21 protein-coding genes are annotated in these 19,236 nt (G+C 39.1%); 18 read left to right on the top strand and 3 right to left on the bottom strand.

Annotated features, from left to right (window positions below; genetic code table 11):
• Positions 1-50 precede the first annotated feature (50 nt).
• From BUB71_RS07300 to BUB71_RS07265, 8 genes are all read left to right on the top strand, one after another.
• On the top strand, positions 51-1,022 hold the full coding sequence (locus tag BUB71_RS07300; protein ID WP_073154187.1) for an agmatinase family protein: 972 nt from the start codon (positions 51-53) through the stop codon (positions 1,020-1,022).
• 147 nt (positions 1,023-1,169) lie between these two features.
• Entirely contained in the window at positions 1,170-3,053 is a 1,884-nt protein-coding gene (locus BUB71_RS07295; protein ID WP_422785136.1) for an OPT family oligopeptide transporter, read from the top strand.
• A complete protein-coding gene (locus BUB71_RS07290) occupies positions 3,043-3,393 on the top strand; it encodes a PqqD family protein (RefSeq protein ID WP_073154185.1) in 351 nt (116 codons plus the stop codon). Before BUB71_RS07295 ends, BUB71_RS07290 begins: the two co-directional genes overlap by 11 nt.
• 428 nt (positions 3,394-3,821) lie before the next feature.
• Positions 3,822-5,819 carry a BglG family transcription antiterminator gene (locus BUB71_RS07285; protein ID WP_073154184.1) on the top strand — a complete coding sequence of 666 codons (1,998 nt, stop codon included), beginning with the start codon at positions 3,822-3,824 and terminating at the stop codon, positions 5,817-5,819.
• A 30-nt stretch (positions 5,820-5,849) separates the two neighbouring features.
• Positions 5,850-6,137 (top strand): PTS sugar transporter subunit IIB, encoded by a 288-nt coding sequence (locus BUB71_RS07280; RefSeq protein WP_073154183.1) that lies wholly within the window; start codon positions 5,850-5,852, stop codon positions 6,135-6,137.
• Positions 6,138-6,141: 4 nt separating this feature from the next.
• Positions 6,142-7,401 carry a PTS ascorbate transporter subunit IIC gene (locus BUB71_RS07275; protein ID WP_073154182.1) on the top strand — a complete coding sequence of 420 codons (1,260 nt, stop codon included), beginning with the start codon at positions 6,142-6,144 and terminating at the stop codon, positions 7,399-7,401.
• Positions 7,402-7,519: 118 nt separating this feature from the next.
• Positions 7,520-8,440, top strand: coding sequence for an AEC family transporter (locus tag BUB71_RS07270; RefSeq protein WP_175552312.1), 921 nt, complete (start codon positions 7,520-7,522; stop codon positions 8,438-8,440).
• Positions 8,441-8,669: 229 nt separating this feature from the next.
• Positions 8,670-10,151, top strand: coding sequence for an amidase domain-containing protein (locus BUB71_RS07265; protein ID WP_073154181.1), 1,482 nt, complete (start codon positions 8,670-8,672; stop codon positions 10,149-10,151).
• Between the two features lie 27 nt (positions 10,152-10,178).
• Here the strand turns inward: BUB71_RS07265 and BUB71_RS19505 are convergent, their stop codons facing one another.
• The gene (locus BUB71_RS19505; RefSeq protein WP_175552311.1) at positions 10,179-10,349 is read right to left on the bottom strand and encodes a hypothetical protein; all 171 of its coding nucleotides are present in this window, start codon (positions 10,347-10,349) and stop codon (positions 10,179-10,181) included.
• 173 nt (positions 10,350-10,522) lie between these two features.
• Here BUB71_RS19505 and BUB71_RS07260 point away from each other — a divergent pair, with 173 nt between their 5' ends.
• On the top strand, positions 10,523-11,110 hold the full coding sequence (locus BUB71_RS07260; RefSeq protein WP_073154180.1) for a DedA family protein: 588 nt from the start codon (positions 10,523-10,525) through the stop codon (positions 11,108-11,110).
• Positions 11,111-11,138: 28 nt separating this feature from the next.
• On the opposite strand, the gene BUB71_RS07255 is transcribed toward BUB71_RS07260, so the two are convergent.
• Positions 11,139-11,648: a hypothetical protein gene (locus BUB71_RS07255; protein ID WP_073154179.1), complete on the bottom strand. Its 510-nt coding sequence runs from the start codon at positions 11,646-11,648 to the stop codon at positions 11,139-11,141.
• A 146-nt stretch (positions 11,649-11,794) separates the two neighbouring features.
• Here BUB71_RS07255 and BUB71_RS07250 point away from each other — a divergent pair, with 146 nt between their 5' ends.
• The 9 genes from BUB71_RS07250 (at position 11,795) to BUB71_RS07215 (ending at position 17,845) form a co-directional block, all read left to right on the top strand.
• Positions 11,795-12,316, top strand: coding sequence for a YqeG family HAD IIIA-type phosphatase (locus BUB71_RS07250; RefSeq protein WP_073154178.1), 522 nt, complete (start codon positions 11,795-11,797; stop codon positions 12,314-12,316).
• Positions 12,313-13,401: a ribosome biogenesis GTPase YqeH gene (gene yqeH / locus BUB71_RS07245; protein WP_073154177.1), complete on the top strand. Its 1,089-nt coding sequence runs from the start codon at positions 12,313-12,315 to the stop codon at positions 13,399-13,401. Before BUB71_RS07250 ends, yqeH begins: the two co-directional genes overlap by 4 nt.
• A gap of 18 nt (positions 13,402-13,419) precedes the next feature.
• Complete coding sequence (gene aroE / locus BUB71_RS07240) at positions 13,420-14,262, top strand: shikimate dehydrogenase (RefSeq protein WP_073154176.1); 843 nt, start codon at positions 13,420-13,422, stop codon at positions 14,260-14,262.
• 7 nt (positions 14,263-14,269) lie between these two features.
• Entirely contained in the window at positions 14,270-14,857 is a 588-nt protein-coding gene (nadD, locus tag BUB71_RS07235) for a nicotinate-nucleotide adenylyltransferase (RefSeq protein WP_073154175.1), read from the top strand.
• The gene (gene yqeK / locus BUB71_RS07230; RefSeq protein ID WP_073154174.1) at positions 14,847-15,431 is read left to right on the top strand and encodes a bis(5'-nucleosyl)-tetraphosphatase (symmetrical) YqeK; all 585 of its coding nucleotides are present in this window, start codon (positions 14,847-14,849) and stop codon (positions 15,429-15,431) included. Before nadD ends, yqeK begins: the two co-directional genes overlap by 11 nt.
• Positions 15,432-15,434: 3 nt before the next feature.
• The gene (gene rsfS, locus BUB71_RS07225; protein ID WP_073154173.1) at positions 15,435-15,776 is read left to right on the top strand and encodes a ribosome silencing factor; all 342 of its coding nucleotides are present in this window, start codon (positions 15,435-15,437) and stop codon (positions 15,774-15,776) included.
• Between the two features lie 146 nt (positions 15,777-15,922).
• A complete protein-coding gene (gene dnaI, locus BUB71_RS07220; RefSeq protein ID WP_073154172.1) occupies positions 15,923-16,852 on the top strand; it encodes a primosomal protein DnaI in 930 nt (309 codons plus the stop codon).
• Between the two features lie 69 nt (positions 16,853-16,921).
• Complete coding sequence (locus tag BUB71_RS19500) at positions 16,922-17,074, top strand: hypothetical protein (protein WP_175552310.1); 153 nt, start codon at positions 16,922-16,924, stop codon at positions 17,072-17,074.
• Positions 17,075-17,242: 168 nt separating this feature from the next.
• Positions 17,243-17,845 (top strand): helix-hairpin-helix domain-containing protein, encoded by a 603-nt coding sequence (locus BUB71_RS07215; RefSeq protein WP_073154171.1) that lies wholly within the window; start codon positions 17,243-17,245, stop codon positions 17,843-17,845.
• A 48-nt stretch (positions 17,846-17,893) separates the two neighbouring features.
• Here the strand turns inward: BUB71_RS07215 and BUB71_RS07210 are convergent, their stop codons facing one another.
• Positions 17,894-19,093 carry an ornithine--oxo-acid transaminase gene (locus tag BUB71_RS07210; RefSeq protein WP_073154170.1) on the bottom strand — a complete coding sequence of 400 codons (1,200 nt, stop codon included), beginning with the start codon at positions 19,091-19,093 and terminating at the stop codon, positions 17,894-17,896.
• Positions 19,094-19,236 lie beyond the last annotated feature (143 nt).

Raw genomic sequence — 19,236 nt, 5'->3', positions numbered from 1 at the left:
TATGAATACTGCACTGTTTGTTAATGATTGAAGAAGGCAGGTATCAGTCAATGCTCAAATTATCGAAATTACATGCGCCATCGATCCGTCTGTCTGGCGGATCGGCTGATCCTTTTTCTACGAATTTAGCGGAATGGATTCGACCTGTTAAACAGGATCAAGAATACGATCTTTGTCTGATGGGTGTTCCGTTATCGAAGAGTTCGATCAGCTTCTCAGGAGCGCATTTACATCCTCAACAATTCCGCAAATGTTGGACATCATTTACAACTTATAATTGGGAACAAGATATCGATCTAAAACCACTACGCATTGCTGACTTAGGTGACATTGAAATGCATATTACTGATATTGCACAATGTCATCAAAATATTTATGAAGCAAATCTTTCCGTACAGCGAGCCTATCCAGAAGCCGTATCAATTGCAGTAGGTGGCGATCATTCCATTACAGCACCACTTGTGAAAGCGATAGTGGAGGCAACAGGAGCTCGGATTGGGATTATTCAATTTGATGCACATCTTGATGTGCGTGATTTAAGTTATGGTGGAGCTTCCAACGGTACGCCCATGCGCAACTTAATTGAATCAAATACGATTCGTGGTGAAGATATCGTGACGATTGGACTGCGAAATTTCGCCAATTCACGTCAATACCGCGATTACGCAGAGCAGCATGGAATGAACTTGGTTTCACAGCGGGAAGTGCAACAAGCTGGGATTGAAACGATCATTGCTCAAGCAATGGCAATACTTGATCAAAAATGTGATCAAATTTATGTAACTTTTGATATCGATGTATTAGATCAGTCAGTTGTTCCAGGTGTTCCCGCAATCGGTCCCCAGGGATTACTACCTGTCGAATTGTTCGAAAGCGCCTATATCTTGGGCAAGTGGGAAAAAGTACAAGCAATCGATTTTGTTTGTGTTGATCCATCGGTTGACTTTCGAGATGCTTCCACTAGAGTATCATTGCATATCTTTTTACACTTTTTATCAGGATTTTACAGAAGAAAAATGTAGAAAAAAGCTCTACTCATACGAGTAGGGCTTTTTATTTTATATAGTAAGTTTGATCCTTTATCTTCAACCTTTTTCCTAAATGTGACATGAATAGGTATATATTATGCTATAATATAACTATATTATTCTGAATAGGGGGAATCAATTTTGAAGAGTAAAGATTTTGTTCCCTATGTTCCTGCTTCACGGACATTACCAGAACTCACTTTTTTTGCACTCATCTTAGGGGTTGTATTAGCCATTGTATTTGGTGCAGCAAATGCTTATCTTGGATTAAAAACAGGTTTAACTGTGTCAGCCTCCATTCCAGCGGCTGTCATTTCAATGGCGATCTTGCGGGGAATCATGCGTCGCCAATCGATTTTAGAAAATAATATTGTTCAGACGATGACTACGGCTGGACAGGCGATTGCGGCGGGGACAATCTTTACGATTCCAGCGCTCTATATGTGGAAAGCAACACCGAGTCAACTAGTTATTATCTTTATTGTATTAACAGGTGGATTACTTGGCGTTCTCATGATGGTACCTTTAAGAAGATTGTTAATTGTAAATGAACATGAGATTCTCCCATATCCAGAAGGAACTGCTTGTGCAGAGGTATTAAAATCAGGTGAAACAGGTGGACGTAGCGCACGTTTGATTTTCTATGGATTTGCTGTTGGTGGGCTATTTAAAGCGTTGGGTGATGGATTGAGATGGTTTCAAACTACGATTGAGGCAAAACTTTGGAATTTTAAGAATGCAATGCTAGGAATGGATACGATGCCAGCATTACTTGGTGTTGGCTATATCATAGGCCCTAGAATCGGTGGGCAGATGATTGCAGGGGGATTGCTCGCCTCGATTGTCTTTGTCCCTGCGATTAGTTTTTTTGGCACTGGAAGCAATCAGGTGATTTTTCCCTCCTCGATCTCGCTTAGCCATCTTTCAGCGTTAGAAATTTATACGAATTATATTCGCTATATGGGTGCAGGGGCAGTTGCTGCTGGGGGGCTGATCACACTTTGCAAAACATTACCTCTTCTTGTTCGCTCAATGGTAGATACAATTTCAAGTTTTAAGAGACGCAAAAAGAGAGTGATGACAATTGAACGTACAGATCATGATATCTCAACAGGATGGATTATAGGTGGAATCTTTCTTTTAATTTTAGTAATAGGTTTTACGCCATTTACCGATATTGGGATGATAGGTGCAATTGCGATTGCATTGTTTGGATTTTTATTCGTAACTGTTGCTTCGAGAATTGTTGGAATTGTAGGGAGTACTTCGATGCCTGTTTCGGGGATGACCATTGCTACATTATTAATTGTTACATTTATTTTTAAAGGGACGGGTATGGCAGGAATGCCAGGCATGATCATCTCTTTGATGGTGGCCGCCATTGTATGTGTTGCCATTGCTGTTGCGGGAGATATTTCACAAGACTTAAAAACGGGTTATTTAGTTGGAAGTACACCTTGGAAGCAGCAAATCGCGATGATGATAGGAGTAGTGGCGAGCAGCCTGATTATCGGTTTTGTATTGGTTTTATTTAATCGAGCCTATGGACTGGGCAGTCAGCTATTACCAGCACCGAAAGCAGCTTTGATGAAAATTGTTGTGGAAGGCATTATGTCTGCTAACTTGCCTTGGGACTTGGTATTAATCGGAGTCGCCCTAGCGATCACCTTTGAATTTCTTGGACTAAATTCACTTACAGTTGCTGTCGGATTTTATCTTCCACTAGCTGTGAGTGCACCGATTATGGTAGGTGGAGCAATTCGTTGGTTGTCAGAACTTCGTGCCAATAAACAGGTGAAAAGGGAACGAGAGGAAACAGGAACGCTTTTTGCCTCTGGGTTAATAGCTGGTGAAGCATTGGTCAGTGTCATTATTGCTCTGTTTATCGTGAGTGGTATCCTTCATCCAGATGCTCCTGTACGATGGTCTCAAACATGGATTCCTTTCCTATTGTTTATGGGTCTAGCTGGATTACTTTGGTGGGTTGCTGTTCGAGCGACCAAGAGAGTCAAACATGAAGGATAGGGTTAATTTTTTGCATTTATCACCAGTCTTAAACCATCGATTTCGATTGGAATCCATCGATGGGATAGCGATGCAAAAGTATCTAGTCATTCCTAGAACCAACTTACTAGAACGATTTTTGATTCGTTGGCTCAAGCAACCAGCGGTCCGAATAATAGAGCTAGATGAGCTAGGAAGTTTTGTTGTGGAACACTGTGATGGACAAAAAACAGTTGAACAGATTGCCACAGAGCTAGAGAATAGATTTGGTGAACAAGTCAAACCTACAATTCCTCGTCTCCTAACATTTTTACAACAACTTGAAGCATATGGATGGATTGATTTAAACCTCTCAGTATAACTGAAGTGTGTAGATTGAAGAAAAAACCTAATTGATTAAGAGAAGGGGTTGTACAATTGGATAGAAGAAGGAGAAATTGTGGAGTCAATATTTCGCGGCGGAGCGACTTTCAGGAGCTACAAAGCCACGACTGTGGAGCGAAGAATAGGCGGTAGTGCTGTCTGAGGCGATAGCCGAGTTGATACCGCCCTGAGCGAGCAGTCATGGCGCCTTGAAGACATCTTCGTAGCCTGAAATGGAGTCGATGCGTGAAATATTGACGGAACCATTTGTCTACTAACTGACCCCTCAGCATAACTAAGGGGTCTTCTTATCATGTTTAGATCGACTTATGGACTTATTGTAGTTTTTCTCATAAGATAATGACAATGTTTCAAATTGATATTCATAACGATTCAATCTATTCTAATAGCAAGGGGTTATAAGCTATGGCATTGACAGAGAGAAGAGTTCGCCTCAAAGAATTGTTGTTAAGTCAAGGCGAACCCCTAACAGCTAGTCAACTTTCCGAGAAACTAGGTACAAATGAACGAGTCGTACGTTATGATCTTCAGTTCGTAGAAGATGCACTCAAACAAGAAGGATATCTACTACAAAAAAGACCAGGTGTAGGAATATGGGTCGAAAGAATCGAAACCGATTTACTACCAGTTACCGCACAAGAATATGTTTATTCGCAGCAAGAGAGAAAAGAGATAATTTTGTTTCTATTACTTAATCATGATCATCCTCTTACAATACCTGAACTATCAAATACACTTGATGTAAGCGAATCTACGTTGTTTGAAGATCTGCGTTCCGTACAGAAAGAAGCAACTGTTTATCAGCTAAGTTTGTGTTCCAAGCGTGGGATTGGATACTGGATTGAGGGAGAAGAGGCCAAGAAACGGAATGCTTCTGTAGAGATGTTTACTCGATTTATCAATCGAGTCGGAACGCTAACGTACTTTGTCCATTCACAAGAAGACTTTCCATACACGATTCTCTATCAGTTTTTCACAGAAAATGTACTTCAGCAATTTGAACCAATTGCTCGCATACTGATGAGAATAGGGCAAAAGCATCATATCTACCTATATGAACATGCATTAAATCATTTGCTCATCTATATTGGAATCATGCTCTATCGTTGTAGGGAAGGTAATGTGATGGAAACTATATCTCGAGAATTAGAACCAATTCGAGAACATCGATACTACGCTTCTATGCAAGAGTTGCGAGAGTATATAAACAATACCTTTGAGATTACATTACCAGATGCGGAATGGGTTTATTTGACTGTACAACTATTGGGTGCAAAGTTTCGGCACTTTGCAAATATGGGTGTACCGAGTGGGGATGATTGGGAACTCGCCATGCAAATCGCCTCCGAATTCATCCTCTATGTTGAAGCGCGGCTCGGAATGAAATTAGAGGATGAAGAATTGCTCTCCTCACTCGTACTCCATATGAAGTCATCTCTCTATCGATTGAAATATGAGATGGTCTTGCGTAACCCCTTATTATCTGATATTAAAAAACAATATCCACATATATATGATGTTACTAGAAATGCAAGTCAATATCTAGAGCAAATATTGCGGAAACACATTCCTGAAGAGGAAGTTGGTTTCTTAACCATTCATGTTGGGGCGGCTATAGAGAGAAAAAAACAGCGTCGAAGAGAGTGGAAACGGGTTGCAATTGTTTGTGGAAGTGGGATTGGAACGTCAGGATTACTCATGGCGACTCTCCAATCCCACTTTCCGCAGTTGGAGATTGTAAATGTCTATACCAGCTCTTCCTTAAATCAACAAGAATTAGATAGAATCGATTTTATTATTACAACGATCCATCTACCAAATGTACAAAAACCAACTTTAAAAGTTTCTCCAATCCTAACAAAGGATGAACTAGATGCAATTGAAAAACAATTGCTATACATAGAGAAAATATATGCTGACTCGGCCTTAGGAGTAGATGGAGGGAAACTGCCCGTGTTACAGGATGTGTTATATTCATCGACGATTCGTCTCGATCTAGAAGCTAAGGATTGGAGAGAAGCGACAAGAATTGCGGGTGAAATTCTAGTACAAAACGAAGCGGTAGAAGAGCGCTATGTAACAGAGATGGTCCGGAATATTGAACAACTTGGGCCTTATGTAGTGATTGCTCCAGGTGTTGCCTTGCCACATGCAAGACCTGAAGAAGGAGTTCATCGAGTCTGTATGAGCTTAGTGCGCTTGAAAAAAGCCGTTGAGTTTGGTAATCCGGATAATGATCCAGTTAAACTGATTTTCGCATTAGGTGGAATTGATCATGAATCACACTTAAAGATCATATCACAACTTGTCCAGATTCTTGATGATCCAACAGCAGTTGATTGTTTAATGACAGGCAATTTACCACAGATATTACAAATCATTGCACACTATTCAAATCAATAACGATGCTGAAAAAGGAGCTAGAGATTACTTATGTTACAAATATTAACTGTTTGCGGCGCGGGAGTAGGAAGTAGTATTTTATTAAAAGTATATACAGAGCAAATATTACAAGCTGAAGGAATTCATGCCGAAGTTCAATCTGTCGACATTGGGTCTATGGGAACGACAAATGTCGATATCATCATCACAACTCCTGATTTATCAAAATTAATTCGAAATACAGATGCGAAATTGATAGAATTGGTTAATTTGACAGATAAAACCACGTTACAAAATAAACTTTTGGAGGTAATAAAAGAGATAAGAGAAGGGGAGTGAGTGATTGAATCTTTGGCAATTTCTTAGTGAGCCGGCAATCTTAATGGGCTGTGTCGTAATGATTGGTTTATTGGTTCAACGAAAAACAATCAATCAAATGATATCTGGTACGATTAAAGCCGTTGTCGGCTTTTTATTGGTTTTAGCGGGAGTTGAGTTTTTGGCAGATAGCTTGCTTCCTTTAGAAACCATGCTTCGAAAGATATTTGGTATGCAGACCATAACGGTTCATTCAGTTGATCAATTGGTCAACGCGAGTTTATTAGCTTATGGTACTTCAGCTACCTTAATCTTTGCTTTCGGTTTTCTGGTCAATGTATTATTGGCCCGCTTTACCCCTTTTAAATATATACACTTATCAGCACATGTATCATTTTTTTATGCTGGATTGATCGCTGCATTGCTGACTGTCGGAACAGACCTTTCAACAACGCATATTATTTGGATTGGTTCACTAATGTTGGGTATTTATTTAACTTTATCTTCAGCGATGGTTGCTCCTTTTATGAAGTATATTCCCGGTGACCATTCATTTACACTCGGACATTCAAGTTCGATCATTTGTGTTGTTTCAGGATTACTCGGCAAATTAGTCGGCAATAAAGAGAAGGATTTGGAAAAAATCGAGTTGCCAGCTCGATTAGGCTTTTTACGTGAAACAATCCCAGCATTAACACTCATCATGATGTTATTTTTTATCATGGTAACGTTGTTTGCAGGAAAGGATTTTGTAGAGTTACAGGTCAGTGCCCATAAAGATTGGTTGCTTTATGCCCTGCTGCAAGGATTAAAGTTTGGTGTAGGAATCACAATTTTGACAACAGGTGTTCGAATGCTTTTAACAGAAGTAATCCCTGCTTTTCATGGAATTGCTGAGAAAGTCGTTCCCAATTCGACTCCAGGGTTTGACTTACCTCTGTTATTTCCTCAACATCCGACATCTGTTATTGTGGGATTTTTCTGTAGTTTAGTCGCAAGTGTTATTGGCATGATCGTACTGGGAATCATACAGTATCCTGTTGTTGTTTTTCCAGCATTGATCCCTACCTTTTTTACAGGTGCAGCGGCAGCGATTTTTGGGAATGCTACTGGAGGACGTAGGGGAGCGGTAATGGGTGCCACGTTAAATGGTTTTATTCTTATTTTTGGTCAAGCATTTCTTTTGCCGTTTGTCGGAAATTATGAGACTGTTATGCGTGTGTTAAGTGAACCCGATTATACCTTTTATGGACCTATTATTGGATGGCTCCTGCATCAGTTTTAAGTTTCCAATTTTTATGGAGTAGAATCTCAGTATAAAATTATTTAGAATATGTAGAGGCAGTGTGACGAGGATCACTCGAACATTCGCCTCTATTTTTATGCGAAGGAAGTTTTGTAAATTGTTTAAGATTATTGAAACCATATTGATGATGATTTGTATGATTGGAATTGGTGCTATAATTAGTTATCGAAGTTCTTTCCAACAAGAACAACGAAAATTGATGATTACTTTAATTGTAAATGTGGCTATGCCAGCTATGATTTTCGTCAGTTTCTTACATTTCCCAAAAGATAATCAATTTTATTTTCAACTATTTATTGTATTTATTTTTTCGTTAGTTTTATATATGATTGCTATTATGATTGGTTACTTCATTGCAAAATGGAGCGGCGCTCAAACAAATCAAGTTCGTGAGATGGCGGTAATTGGGGCAAATGGAAATACGGGCTTTATTGGGATTCCGCTTTGTACGGCATTATTTGGCACAAAAGGAACATTGTTAGCAGCAGCATTCGATATAGGTTTGGGTGTCTCTCTTTGGACTGTGGGCGTCTTTTTACTACAACCAAATTCGATGGTCGCAAAGTTGAATTTAAAGCCGCTCTTGAATTTTCCAATCATTACTTTTGTCGTGGGTATGATCATCTCAGTTTTACATATCTCATTACCAGAGCCGATGATACAAATATTTACAAATTTAGGATCATTAGCAACACCGTTGGCGCTAATTTTTATCGGATTGATGATTCCCAAGCTGTTGCAAACATGGAGATTCATCTCTTTATACTATTTAAGTACAGCAATCAGTGTTAAACTTGTTCTATTGCCACTCATTACTGCATTACTTCTATCTTTTTTTCAAATGGACCCACAAATGAAATTAATCATTCTAATGTTATCGGCTATGCCCACAGGATCAATGGTACCAATTGTATTTGCGCAATTTCGACGTAACGTTGAATTCGGCGCTTCAGCAACCGTCTTTGCTACATTATTATCATTATTTACAATTCCTGTATTATTCCTCTTGAGTGGTTGACTATGAATAGAGGATAATTGCACCACTTGTCAAACAGGATATAATGTGAATAATCTTTTGCTCATTTAAAAATTTCCCCCCATTTTGACACGAAAATTTTTTACTTGTACGAATCATAGGGTATAAGTGATGAGGAAAGAAAATGAAATCACTTATATTTATTCGTGTCATTGTTGTCTTTTTCGGTTGCTACATATTATTTATTTTAAAAAGAAAGAGTGGATGAGGGTTGAAGAGAATTGCGTTATTGCTGTTGGCTTCTACAGCCTTGGTTTTTTCAGGATGTGCGGGTATCCAAACAGATGCTACAAGTCAAAAGAATAAAACCGATGAGACTCCTGAGCTTGTACAAAAATCAAATTCAACAGAGGAAGTGGCTGTTGATTCAGTAAAAACAGAATCAAATGAGAAAGTACTAGAAAAAGTTTCATATTATAAAACAGGAAAACCAAAGCCAGCAAATGAGAAAAAAGGCGAGCAATTGATTATCAAAATTGCTAAGAAAAACAAAATAAAAGTATCGAAGATAAATTTAAAGGACAAGCATCAACGGGAAATCGTGCTTGGGTTAGCTACCAATCTGGACGGTTTGACCAAAGAGGAAATGAAAGCTGTTGGTGATTACGCCAAATATGTAGATAGCTTTGAAAATGATGAGAAAAACAAGTTGATTACGAAATTAGTTGCAAAAATGAAGTCTGGTAAAAAGTTATCACCTGCTGAACGAGCTGAATTGCAAAGCCTTCTCCCGGCTGCAATGGGTGCCGCAAAACTAGAGTTGACAAAGATGCCAAATAAAAAAGAGGAATCCTCAAAAAAAGATGAAAAAGGAAAAGAGCAATCCTCTGAAAAATCTCCAAATCCAAAGAAACCTGGTGAAGTGATTGTCGGAGGAGCAGCCTTCGGTGGAAATGGAGATCAAAATAACCAACCGGGCAACCAAAGTAATGGTGGAAACAATGGTGGTCATCAAACACCAGGCAACCAAAATAATGGTGGGAACAATGGTGGTCATCAAACACCAGGCAACCAAAATAATGGTGGAAACAATGACGGTCATCAAACACCAGGTAACCAAAATAATGGTGGACACCAAACACCAGGCAACCAAAGCAATGGTGGAAACGATAACGGAAACCAAACACCAGGTAACCAAAGCAATGGTGGAAACCAAAATGAAGGTGGAGAGGATAATCCATCAACAGGAACAGTTGTCAATGGCTATGATGCAAATAAAGCCAAAGATTATGCATACCAATGGTGGAATAAGCGCAATAATGAGAAGTATGGTTACTTCAGTAAGGTAAGTGGTGGCTGTTATGACTGCTGGTATGACTGCACCAACTTTGTATCTCAAGCGATTCAAGTCGGTGGCATCAAAGAACAACGCACTGGTGGATCATACTGGTACTACTCAGATAAGAAACCTTCCTATTCATGGAGTGTTGCAAACAGCTTCTTTAATTATTTTAAAGGGCGGGCACAACAAACTCGGCAGTATGGCATGTTAGAAATTGGCGATGTGATCAATGCCGACTTTGACCATGATGGAGATATTGATCATTCTGCAATCGTAACCCGTGTGGATCATTCTGGTGTATATGTGACCCAACATACCACAGATAAAAAGGACTCTCCACTCATTAACTGGTTTAATGCAGGATATGATATTTATGGCTGGAAAATGAAAACAGCAAACATTGGTCATTAATTCAAATCATTGATACTGACAAGCGAGCTACCCAAGGCTCGCTTTGTCAGTATTATTTTCTCTTTGTATGGATTGTTTGATTTTTTTTAAGCAGGTAAAGCAAAGTAAGAGGTTTCTTCCTTCAAAAGCGATTCGCGCTTCATACTTGGCATCAAAACGTCCACAGTTTTCACATCGATAGCCATGTTTTGCATTCATCTTGATTCGCCCTCTTTTTTTAGACGTTTGACTAGTTTTCATACTTTTCCACGTGTATTCACAAACTAAACATTTTTTTATGAATGGAATAATTTATCCTTGGGATAAAAATGCAATGAAATGCTTTTTTGTATGCTTTATAATATATATATACTAGTTCAAGGAGTGGCTTCATGCGACTTGCATTGGATTTTTTAGAATTGTGTGGTATATATGGGTTGTTTATAGCAACTGCAATAGAGGCTTCCTCGCTACCTTTTCCGGGAGCTTTATTTGTGTTGGTGTACGGTTACCTCATGCATTATGAGGGATGGCAACTCGTATTATTAGGAGCCGCTAATGGTATCGTTTATACGGTTTTCACATTAATCCCATATGGAATTGGTTATCGCCTTGAGAAGTTTTCTAAGAAGAAGTTTGACGCGGATAAAATTGAAAAAGCACAACGATGGTTCCGAAAATATGGTGAATGGAGTATTGCACTTTCTAGACCATTAAGTATAGGGAACTATATTTCATATATGTCTGGAATCAGTAAAATAAAACCTTGGCGTTTTTTATTATTTACTTTTCTTGGAACTTTCCCTTGGAATACCTTGTTGCTTTTTCTCGGGCACTCAGGATCGTTAAGTAGTATTCAACATGTGCTAGACTTTATGACCAAATTTGGTTATGTGATTATGAGCTTAGTCGTTGTTGGACTGGCAGTTTGGTATTTTATTTACCGAAATAAACAAAAGCAGAGATCTGAGAAAGGTTAAAAAAGAGCTGTTTGTGAGCAGCTCTTTTTTAAAAAGAATAAGGATCAAATTGCATTTGAGGTTGGGGAGTATTTATGATATTTGTATTGAATCCCAGAAAATATAAAATGTATTGGAGCAACGGTCCCAAACCTGTAAATGTTTGTGCCAAGTTTGATAAAAAGTTAATGACAAGAGGGGTTAGCCATAATATCGTTACGACCAAGAGGACAATTCCAAGGACAATCGCCAGTAGCCAAGCGAGTAACCCAACAGCAGCCCATGTATTTTGTGCTTTTTGGAAATGATATATATGTTTCCAACGTTTATGTTGCCAAGCCCAAGAACTTCCCTTATAACCAAGCACAAAAGGCATCCCAAACCAACCTATAATAGGTACAAACCAGAATAGTGAAATCCAGACACGATTTCCGATGCCCCAAATCCAAGTCAATAAAAAAGCGCCCCAGTTCCATTTTTTTGCTTCAGGCGGAACATAGGCTCCGGAACCTTGACCAGAGGTATTATCTGTTTGGTCTATTTCAAAAAAGCTTTCCAACAGTGTGCCTCCTTTGTGCAGATATTCTTATTTTAGGATTGAATAATTGATAAGACAAGGCAAAAGTCGTAAGTTTTTGGTTACAATGTATATTAGTTTTGACGAAATCTATTTCGCTTGAGTAAGAGATAGAGGTGAACACAAATTTGCTGAAGTTGTTTATCCCAAGTATGTATGTTCCATCAATCTACCAGATTAACTTTGAGCAATTGAAACAAAAAAGCATTAACTCTATAATTATTGATTTGGATAATACACTAGTTGAATCTAGTCAAATGCATGTGCCACCACAATTACGTAATTGGTTAAAAGCATTACAAGAAAACCAATTTAAGATTACAATTGTATCAAACAACTCAAAGGATCGCGTATCACAATTTGCACGCTCGCTTGATATACCTTATATTTATGCAGCGAGAAAGCCACTTGCCATCGCTTTTCATAAAGCTATGCGAATCATGGAGTCAGAATTGAATCAAACAGTTGTAGTTGGAGATCAGTTATTAACAGATGTTCTAGGAGGAAACCGATTAGGTATTTATACGATATTAGTCGTTCCAGTCTCTGAACATGAAGGTTGGATGACACGTGTCAACAGAAAATTAGAGAGAATGATTTTCTGGTGGTTACGAAGACGCGGTTATCTGAAATGGGGGGAACGACGATGAAAGATGAGAAAGTATGTATGGGTTGTGGTGTTCGCTTACAAAGTGATGATGAAACGCAAATCGGCTATATACCTGATAATCATAATATGATTTGGTGTCAACGTTGCTTTCGAATTCGACATTATAATGATATGACAGAAATCGTGCAAGATGCTGAAACATATCAAGTAAAATTATCTATGATCAGGAACCAGGAAGCTCTCGTTGTGCAGATTGTTGATTTGTTTGATTTTGGGGGAAGCTTCATTCCTGAATTGCATCGATATATCGGTAAAAATCGGCTCATCCTGATTGTAAATAAGATCGATCTATTTCCACGTTCTACAAATTGGCAGCGAGTTACAGATTGGATTCGGGATGCTTATCGTCAAGAACAGCTATTTCCGGAAGCGATATTACTAACAAGTGCAGAAAAAGGTTTTCAAGTACGTGAGACGATGGAAGCGATTGAATATTATCGTCAAGGCCGAGATGTCTACATGGTAGGAACCGCCAATGTCGGTAAATCAACCTTAATCAACCGTATGTTACAGGCTGCTTCAGTGGATGGAAGCGATTTAACCACTTCTCCATATCCTGGTACAACGTTAGATTTTATTCAAATTCCACTTGATGATGGAAGATATTTAGTCGATACACCTGGATTGTTAAGAAAGGATCGAATGACTGAATGGTTAAATCCAGCAGAATTAAAATTGGTTGTCCCATCATCACGCATTAAACCAAAGGTCTATCAATTACAGGCAAAACAAACTTTATTTTTAGGTGGACTCGTTCGCTTTGACTTTATTGCAGGAGATCCTCAATCCTTTGTATGTTATACGTCTAATCGCCTACTGATTCACCGAACGAAATTGGCTCATGCAGATCAATTTGCCAAAAAACATATTGGTGGGTTATTAAAACCGCCGATGAATTCTGAGCATGGTATCAAATGGCGAAAAGAGCATCTATATTTACCTTCGGATAAAGTAGATATTGCGATATCTGGATTTGGTTTTATATCAAGCGGAAAGAAAAAAGCAGAAGTGGCGATTACTGTTCCTGAACAAGTGCAATTAAATCTACGACCTTCGATTATCTAATTAGCTAGGGGGAAATCAATGATACAACTGACGTCGGAGACGAAAGCATTGGGATTATTAGGTCATCCTGTATCTCATTCAAAGTCACCACAGATGTTGAATGCTGCTTTTAGCTATCATCGACTACCATATGTTTACCTTGCATTCGATATTGCTCCAGATCAATTAAAGGAGGCAGTTGCAGGAATAAAATTGCTTCGTTTCCAAGGATTTAATGTAACCATTCCACACAAGATCTCCATCATGGATTATTTGGATGAAATTGATTCAGTTGCAGATGCAATTGGTGCTGTTAATACAGTAATCGAGCGAAATGGAAGGTTGATTGGAACCAATACAGATGGTAAGGGATATCTTCGCTCATTAGAAGTGGAGATGGGAATATCTGTCGATCAAGAATCGGTAGTGATGATCGGAGCTGGAGGAGCAGCTCGCGCGGTTGGTCATGCTTTAGTGAGCCATGGTGTAAAACAGTTAACAATCTTAAATCGAACAAATGAAAAAGCAGAGTATTTAGCGACTCATTTAAGTCAATGGCTGCCATCGATCCAGGTGGGTACGCTTAAAGATGGCAAGAAAATCTTAGAAAATGCAACATGTATTATTAATACAACATCTGTTGGTATGCATCCCCGCATTCATGAAATGCCAATAGAAGCGGATTGGATTCCAAGTCATTGTATTGTAAGTGATTTGATTTATGCGCCGGTTAAAACAGCTTTATTGAAAGCTGCAAAAGCGAAAGGTGCAAGAATACAAAATGGCTTAGGAATGTTATTGTTTCAGGCTGCAATTGCATATGAACAATGGACAAATCAGATAGCGCCCATTGAGATTATGCGTCAAACATTACAAAAGTGAGTGGAAAATGATGCGTATTGGAATTCTTGGAGGTACTTTTGACCCCATTCATATTGGGCATTTGTTAATGGCGGAGCAAGCACTTCAAGCCTATCAACTCAATGAAGTTTGGTTTATTCCAGCCGCTACTCCTCCACATAAAATCGGGAGGTCGATTACAGCCGCGCATCATCGATTGGAAATGGTTCGTCTGGCGGTTCTTGAGCATCCTCAATTTCGGGTGAATGAGCTTGAGTACCATCGTCCAGGCCCTTCTTATACCGTGGAAACCATAGAAAATTTACATAGTATCTATTCAGAAAATGATTTTTTTCTAATAATCGGGGCAGATACAGTGATAGATTTGCCAAATTGGTATAAAATAGAGAAAATCCTTCAGATGACGCAAGTAATTGGAATCCATCGCCCTGGTGTAGATCTTAGCAAAATTTCCCCTTCTGTAGCACCAGCTATTCGTTGGGTTGAGCAGGGGATTGAGATCAATATATCATCTAGCTTTATTCGTAAACATATTCATAATTCAAGGGTTTTACGCTATGTCGTCTCAGAGCGGGTTTACCAATATATGAAGGAGTATTCCCTGTATGAAGATTGATGATTTATTACAAGCTACTAAGGAAGAACTTTTTCCCGCTAGATATGAGCATACATTGCGTGTAATGGAAACTGCAATTCAATTGGCTAAGCAGATCAATGGATTAGAGACTGAAAAAGTTGCTGTAGCTGCTGTTTTACATGATTTTTGCAAATGCTGGCCGACGATCAAGCTCTCACAATGGATAGAACATGAACTCAACAATTTAGATTTACTTCTTTATGACAAAGAGTTGTGGCATGCGCCTGTTGGCGCAGAAGTAGTACGATCTAGGTTTGGGGTTGAAGATGAAGATATTTTAAATGCGATTCGCTTTCACACAACAGGTCGTCCTAATATGTCAATTTTAGAGAAAGTTATCTTTATTGCCGATGTCGTTGAACCTGGGCGTAGTTTTCCTGGGGTAGATGAACTGAGAAGTTTAGCAAATTCAAATCTGAATCAGGCGATCCTAACTTCTTTGAATCATACCATTCGCTTTTTGCTTGATAAAGGGAAAAAGATTTATCCATTAACTTTGGAAACAAGAAATGCTTTGTTGGATACTCTTGTAAAGGACAAAAAGGAGGAATAATGTTTGAGCTTAGTGGAAATCGCTTATTTAGCAGCCACCGCTGCCGAGGAGAAAAAGGCACATAATGTAACAATCTTGGATATTCGAGGCATCTCGACCATCGCTGATTATTTTGTGATTTGTCATGGGACGACAGAGCGGCAAGTACAAGCGATTGTGAAGAATATCAGGGGGAAAATTCAGGAGGCAAATATTCCTTGTCTAGGAATCGAAGGAATCCGTGAAGCAAGATGGGTTCTAATCGACCTTGGTGATGTGGTTGTGCATGTTTTCCACAAAGAGGAACGGGATTATTATGATTTGGAACGACTCTGGGGAGATGCAGAAAGCCTCCATGTCCAGTAAGCAGCAAGAAAAAAGTTGACAACGAAGAATAAAGTTCATATAATCGAAAGCAAGTTAGCTAGTTTACCGACCTCTCATCCCTAGCAAATGAATGCTGAGGGTGGGGGGTTTTATATCTTTATGAACGGTCTAGGAGAGGGTGAAAGATGAAAAAGATAGCCCAAGTCGTATCACCAAAATGGAAAGAGCGAATAGACCAACAAAAGATTCATCAACAGATTGATCAACTTGAGAATCATCCCTTGATTGCAGATATAAAACGAAAACACCCTTCTTTACATAGAAAACAAATTCATGCTTCATATTCACAATTAACTCAGTATATAGAGGAACGAACCAATTGTCAGCAATGCCCAGGATTAGAGAAATGCCCGAATTTAGTAAAAGGACATTATCCACAAATACAGTTTTACGGAAGTTACTTCTCACTTCAAATGACAGAATGTGATTATCGCAGGCAAGAGCGTGAAGCAAGGCAAAGGGCAATGCTGATCCGCTGTCATCAGATTCCACCAGACATTCAGCAAGCTACATTTCGTTCGATCGAACAGAGTCAGACCAGAGGGCAAGCAATTCGTGCCGCTTTAGCATTTTGCATGCAAATTACAAACGGGGAGAAGCCAAAAGGACTTTATTTTTATGGCTCTTTTGGGGTTGGGAAGAGCTATATTGCAGGTGCTATTGTAAACGAATTAGCCGAAAATGGGATTTCTTCTGTAATGATGCATATGTCGGCTCTGTCGGTTGAGATGAAGGAATCGATTTCAGAACAGAATGTGAGTAGCAAAATTACGGCGTTAAGTGAAGTGCCAGTATTGGTGTTAGATGATATTGGTTCGGAAAATATTTCTCCTTGGTTACGTGATGATATTTTAAGTATAATCTTTCACCAAAGAATGACGAACCAGCTCCCCACCATTTATACCTCAAACCTTTCTCTTGATGAATTGCATGATTACTTTTCCTATACGCAGAAAGGCGGCACAGAATCAGTGAAGGGTGCTAGAATTATGGAACGGATTCGCCCTTTTGTGACCCCAATTTATCTAAAAGGAAAAAATAGACGTTATTCATAAAATGAGAGAACCATGATTGTATGGTTCTTCTTATTTTTTAGCATACTAATCAAAAGGAGGCGTGGAGCAGTGAATAAACAACATGATGACAATGTGACCAGGTGGAGAAAAGAAGCAAAAGAACGTGATCAACAGCTTGCTAAAGAAGGGAAACCTCTTGGGGAAGCGGTAGACGAGAATAGACAAAACAAACGAAGTGGAGAAAATCGCCCTGCAACTTAGACGGAAATCGAAAAAGAACCAATATTGTCGATTTCACCAAAAATTGGTATATTGAAATGAAGAAGTTTTGGGAAATGTATGACAAAATCTTTCTTTTGATTGAGACATTACTGATTCGTCAAAGTATAGCATGTTTAGCCCGTTGGATAGAGATGGGGGTGTTTCATAATGATCTATACATGGGGTCGTCGAGAGAAAATACTGATCATTCTGTTATTGATTGTACTAGCTGTTTTTTTATGTTATTTATTCTTTCATAAAGCTGAGCCAGAATCGAAGCAAGCTTCTTTTTCAGCTGATGAAATTGAAAAACGGGCAGTAAAGCCAGAAGCTAAAATAGGTCAAAAAATATCTGCAATCATGGTTGATGTGAAAGGTGAAGTAAATCGACCAGGTGTTTTTCAAGTATCAAAAGATGCGCGACTTTATCAAGTAATTGAACAAGCAGGCGGTTTGAAAACAACCGCAGATGCGAGACAGGTAAATTTAGCTGCAAAGATACAAGATGGGATGATGATCTATATTCCCAGGATAGGTGAACAACAAGCGATGTTAGCTGGAACTTTATCAGGAAATGAAAAACTGAATTTAAATCAAGCCACAGAGGAAGAACTGGATCAACTAGATGGTTTAGGTCCAGCTAAGGCAAAAGCAATCGTTCGTTATCGAGAGGAACATGGAATTTTTCAGTCAGTAGATCAGTTAAAAGAGATTCCAGGGATTGGGGAAAAAACTTTAGCGAAGTTTGCAGATCAATTGACAGTTAATTAAAAGAAACAAGCGAATATGCATTCATCCGCTTGTTTCTACATAAACCAATTAACCTAGAACACTACGTACTTTTTCTAACGCTAGTGCCAACTCATTTTCACTAATTGTAAGTGGAGGAGCAAAACGAATAGTATGAGTGTGAGTTTCTTTACAGAGTAATCCATGCTTCATCAGCTCTTCGCAATATGGTCGTGCTGGCTTTGACAACTCTACACCAATAAAAAGTCCTTTTCCTCGTACTTCTTTGATATCGGGATTTTCTAACTCTTTCAAAGCAGTTTTAAACTGTTCTCCTAACTTGCGGGAACGCTCAGCTAATTGTTCGTCGATCAATGTATCAATCGCTGCAATCGCCACAGCACAAGCAAGCGGGTTTCCGCCAAATGTCGAACCATGTGAGCCTGGCTCAAACACTTCTAAAACTTCAGCATCAGCCACTACTGCCGATACAGGCAACATACCTCCGCCTAACGCTTTTCCTAATAGATAGACATCAGGACGGAACTCTTCCCAGTCGCAAGCAAACATTTGTCCTGTTCGACCCAATCCTGTTTGAATTTCGTCGGCTATCATAAGAACGTTGTTCTCTTTACATAGCTGGTAGGCAGAATGTAAATAATGTTCAGGTGGCACAATCACGCCTGCTTCTCCTTGTATTGGTTCGACTAAGAAGGCAGCAGTATTGGGTGTAATGGCTTGTTTCAATGCCTCTAAATCACCGAAAGGTATCACACGAAAGCCGGGTGTTAGGGGTTCGAATCCACGTTGGTACTCTGGATTTGAAGAAAGTGAAATTGCAGTTACAGTTCGCCCATGAAAGTTATTTTCGCAGACAATGATTTCGGCTTGTCCCGCTGGCACTTCTTTTTTATCATATGCCCAACGGCGCGCTGCTTTGATCGCTGTTTCAACAGCTTCTGCTCCTGTATTCATTGGTAGAACCATTTGTTTATCTGTTAAGTTTACTAGCTTTTGATAGAATCGGCCTAATTGATCATTATAGAAGGCGCGAGATGTTAGCGTAACTTGATTTAATTGATGTAACAGAGCATCGAGAATTCGGGGATGACGATGTCCATGATTGAGAGCAGAGTAAGCACTCAGCATGTCCAAGTATCGATTGCCATCTGTATCTGTTACCCAAACACCCTCAGCATGTGAGATCACAATCGGCAAAGGATGATAATTGTTTGCCCCATATTGATCAGTTTGTTCAATAATCGACCTATTTGATGGTGAGTTAGACATATAGAAACCTTCCTTTTCAGTTTTCTATGGTCATCTTTAGATTTGTTTTAATCATTGTCTTTGTTTCCATTATACACAGAAGTGAGAGACTTTATCTGTGCATATTCTGTACTTTAAGCAGACATTTCAATAACCCCACACTG

It is taken from the genome of Seinonella peptonophila, assembly GCF_900129355.1.
GTDB lineage: Bacteria > Bacillota > Bacilli > Thermoactinomycetales > Thermoactinomycetaceae > Seinonella > Seinonella peptonophila.
This window is presented reverse-complemented; position numbering and strand designations above follow the sequence as displayed.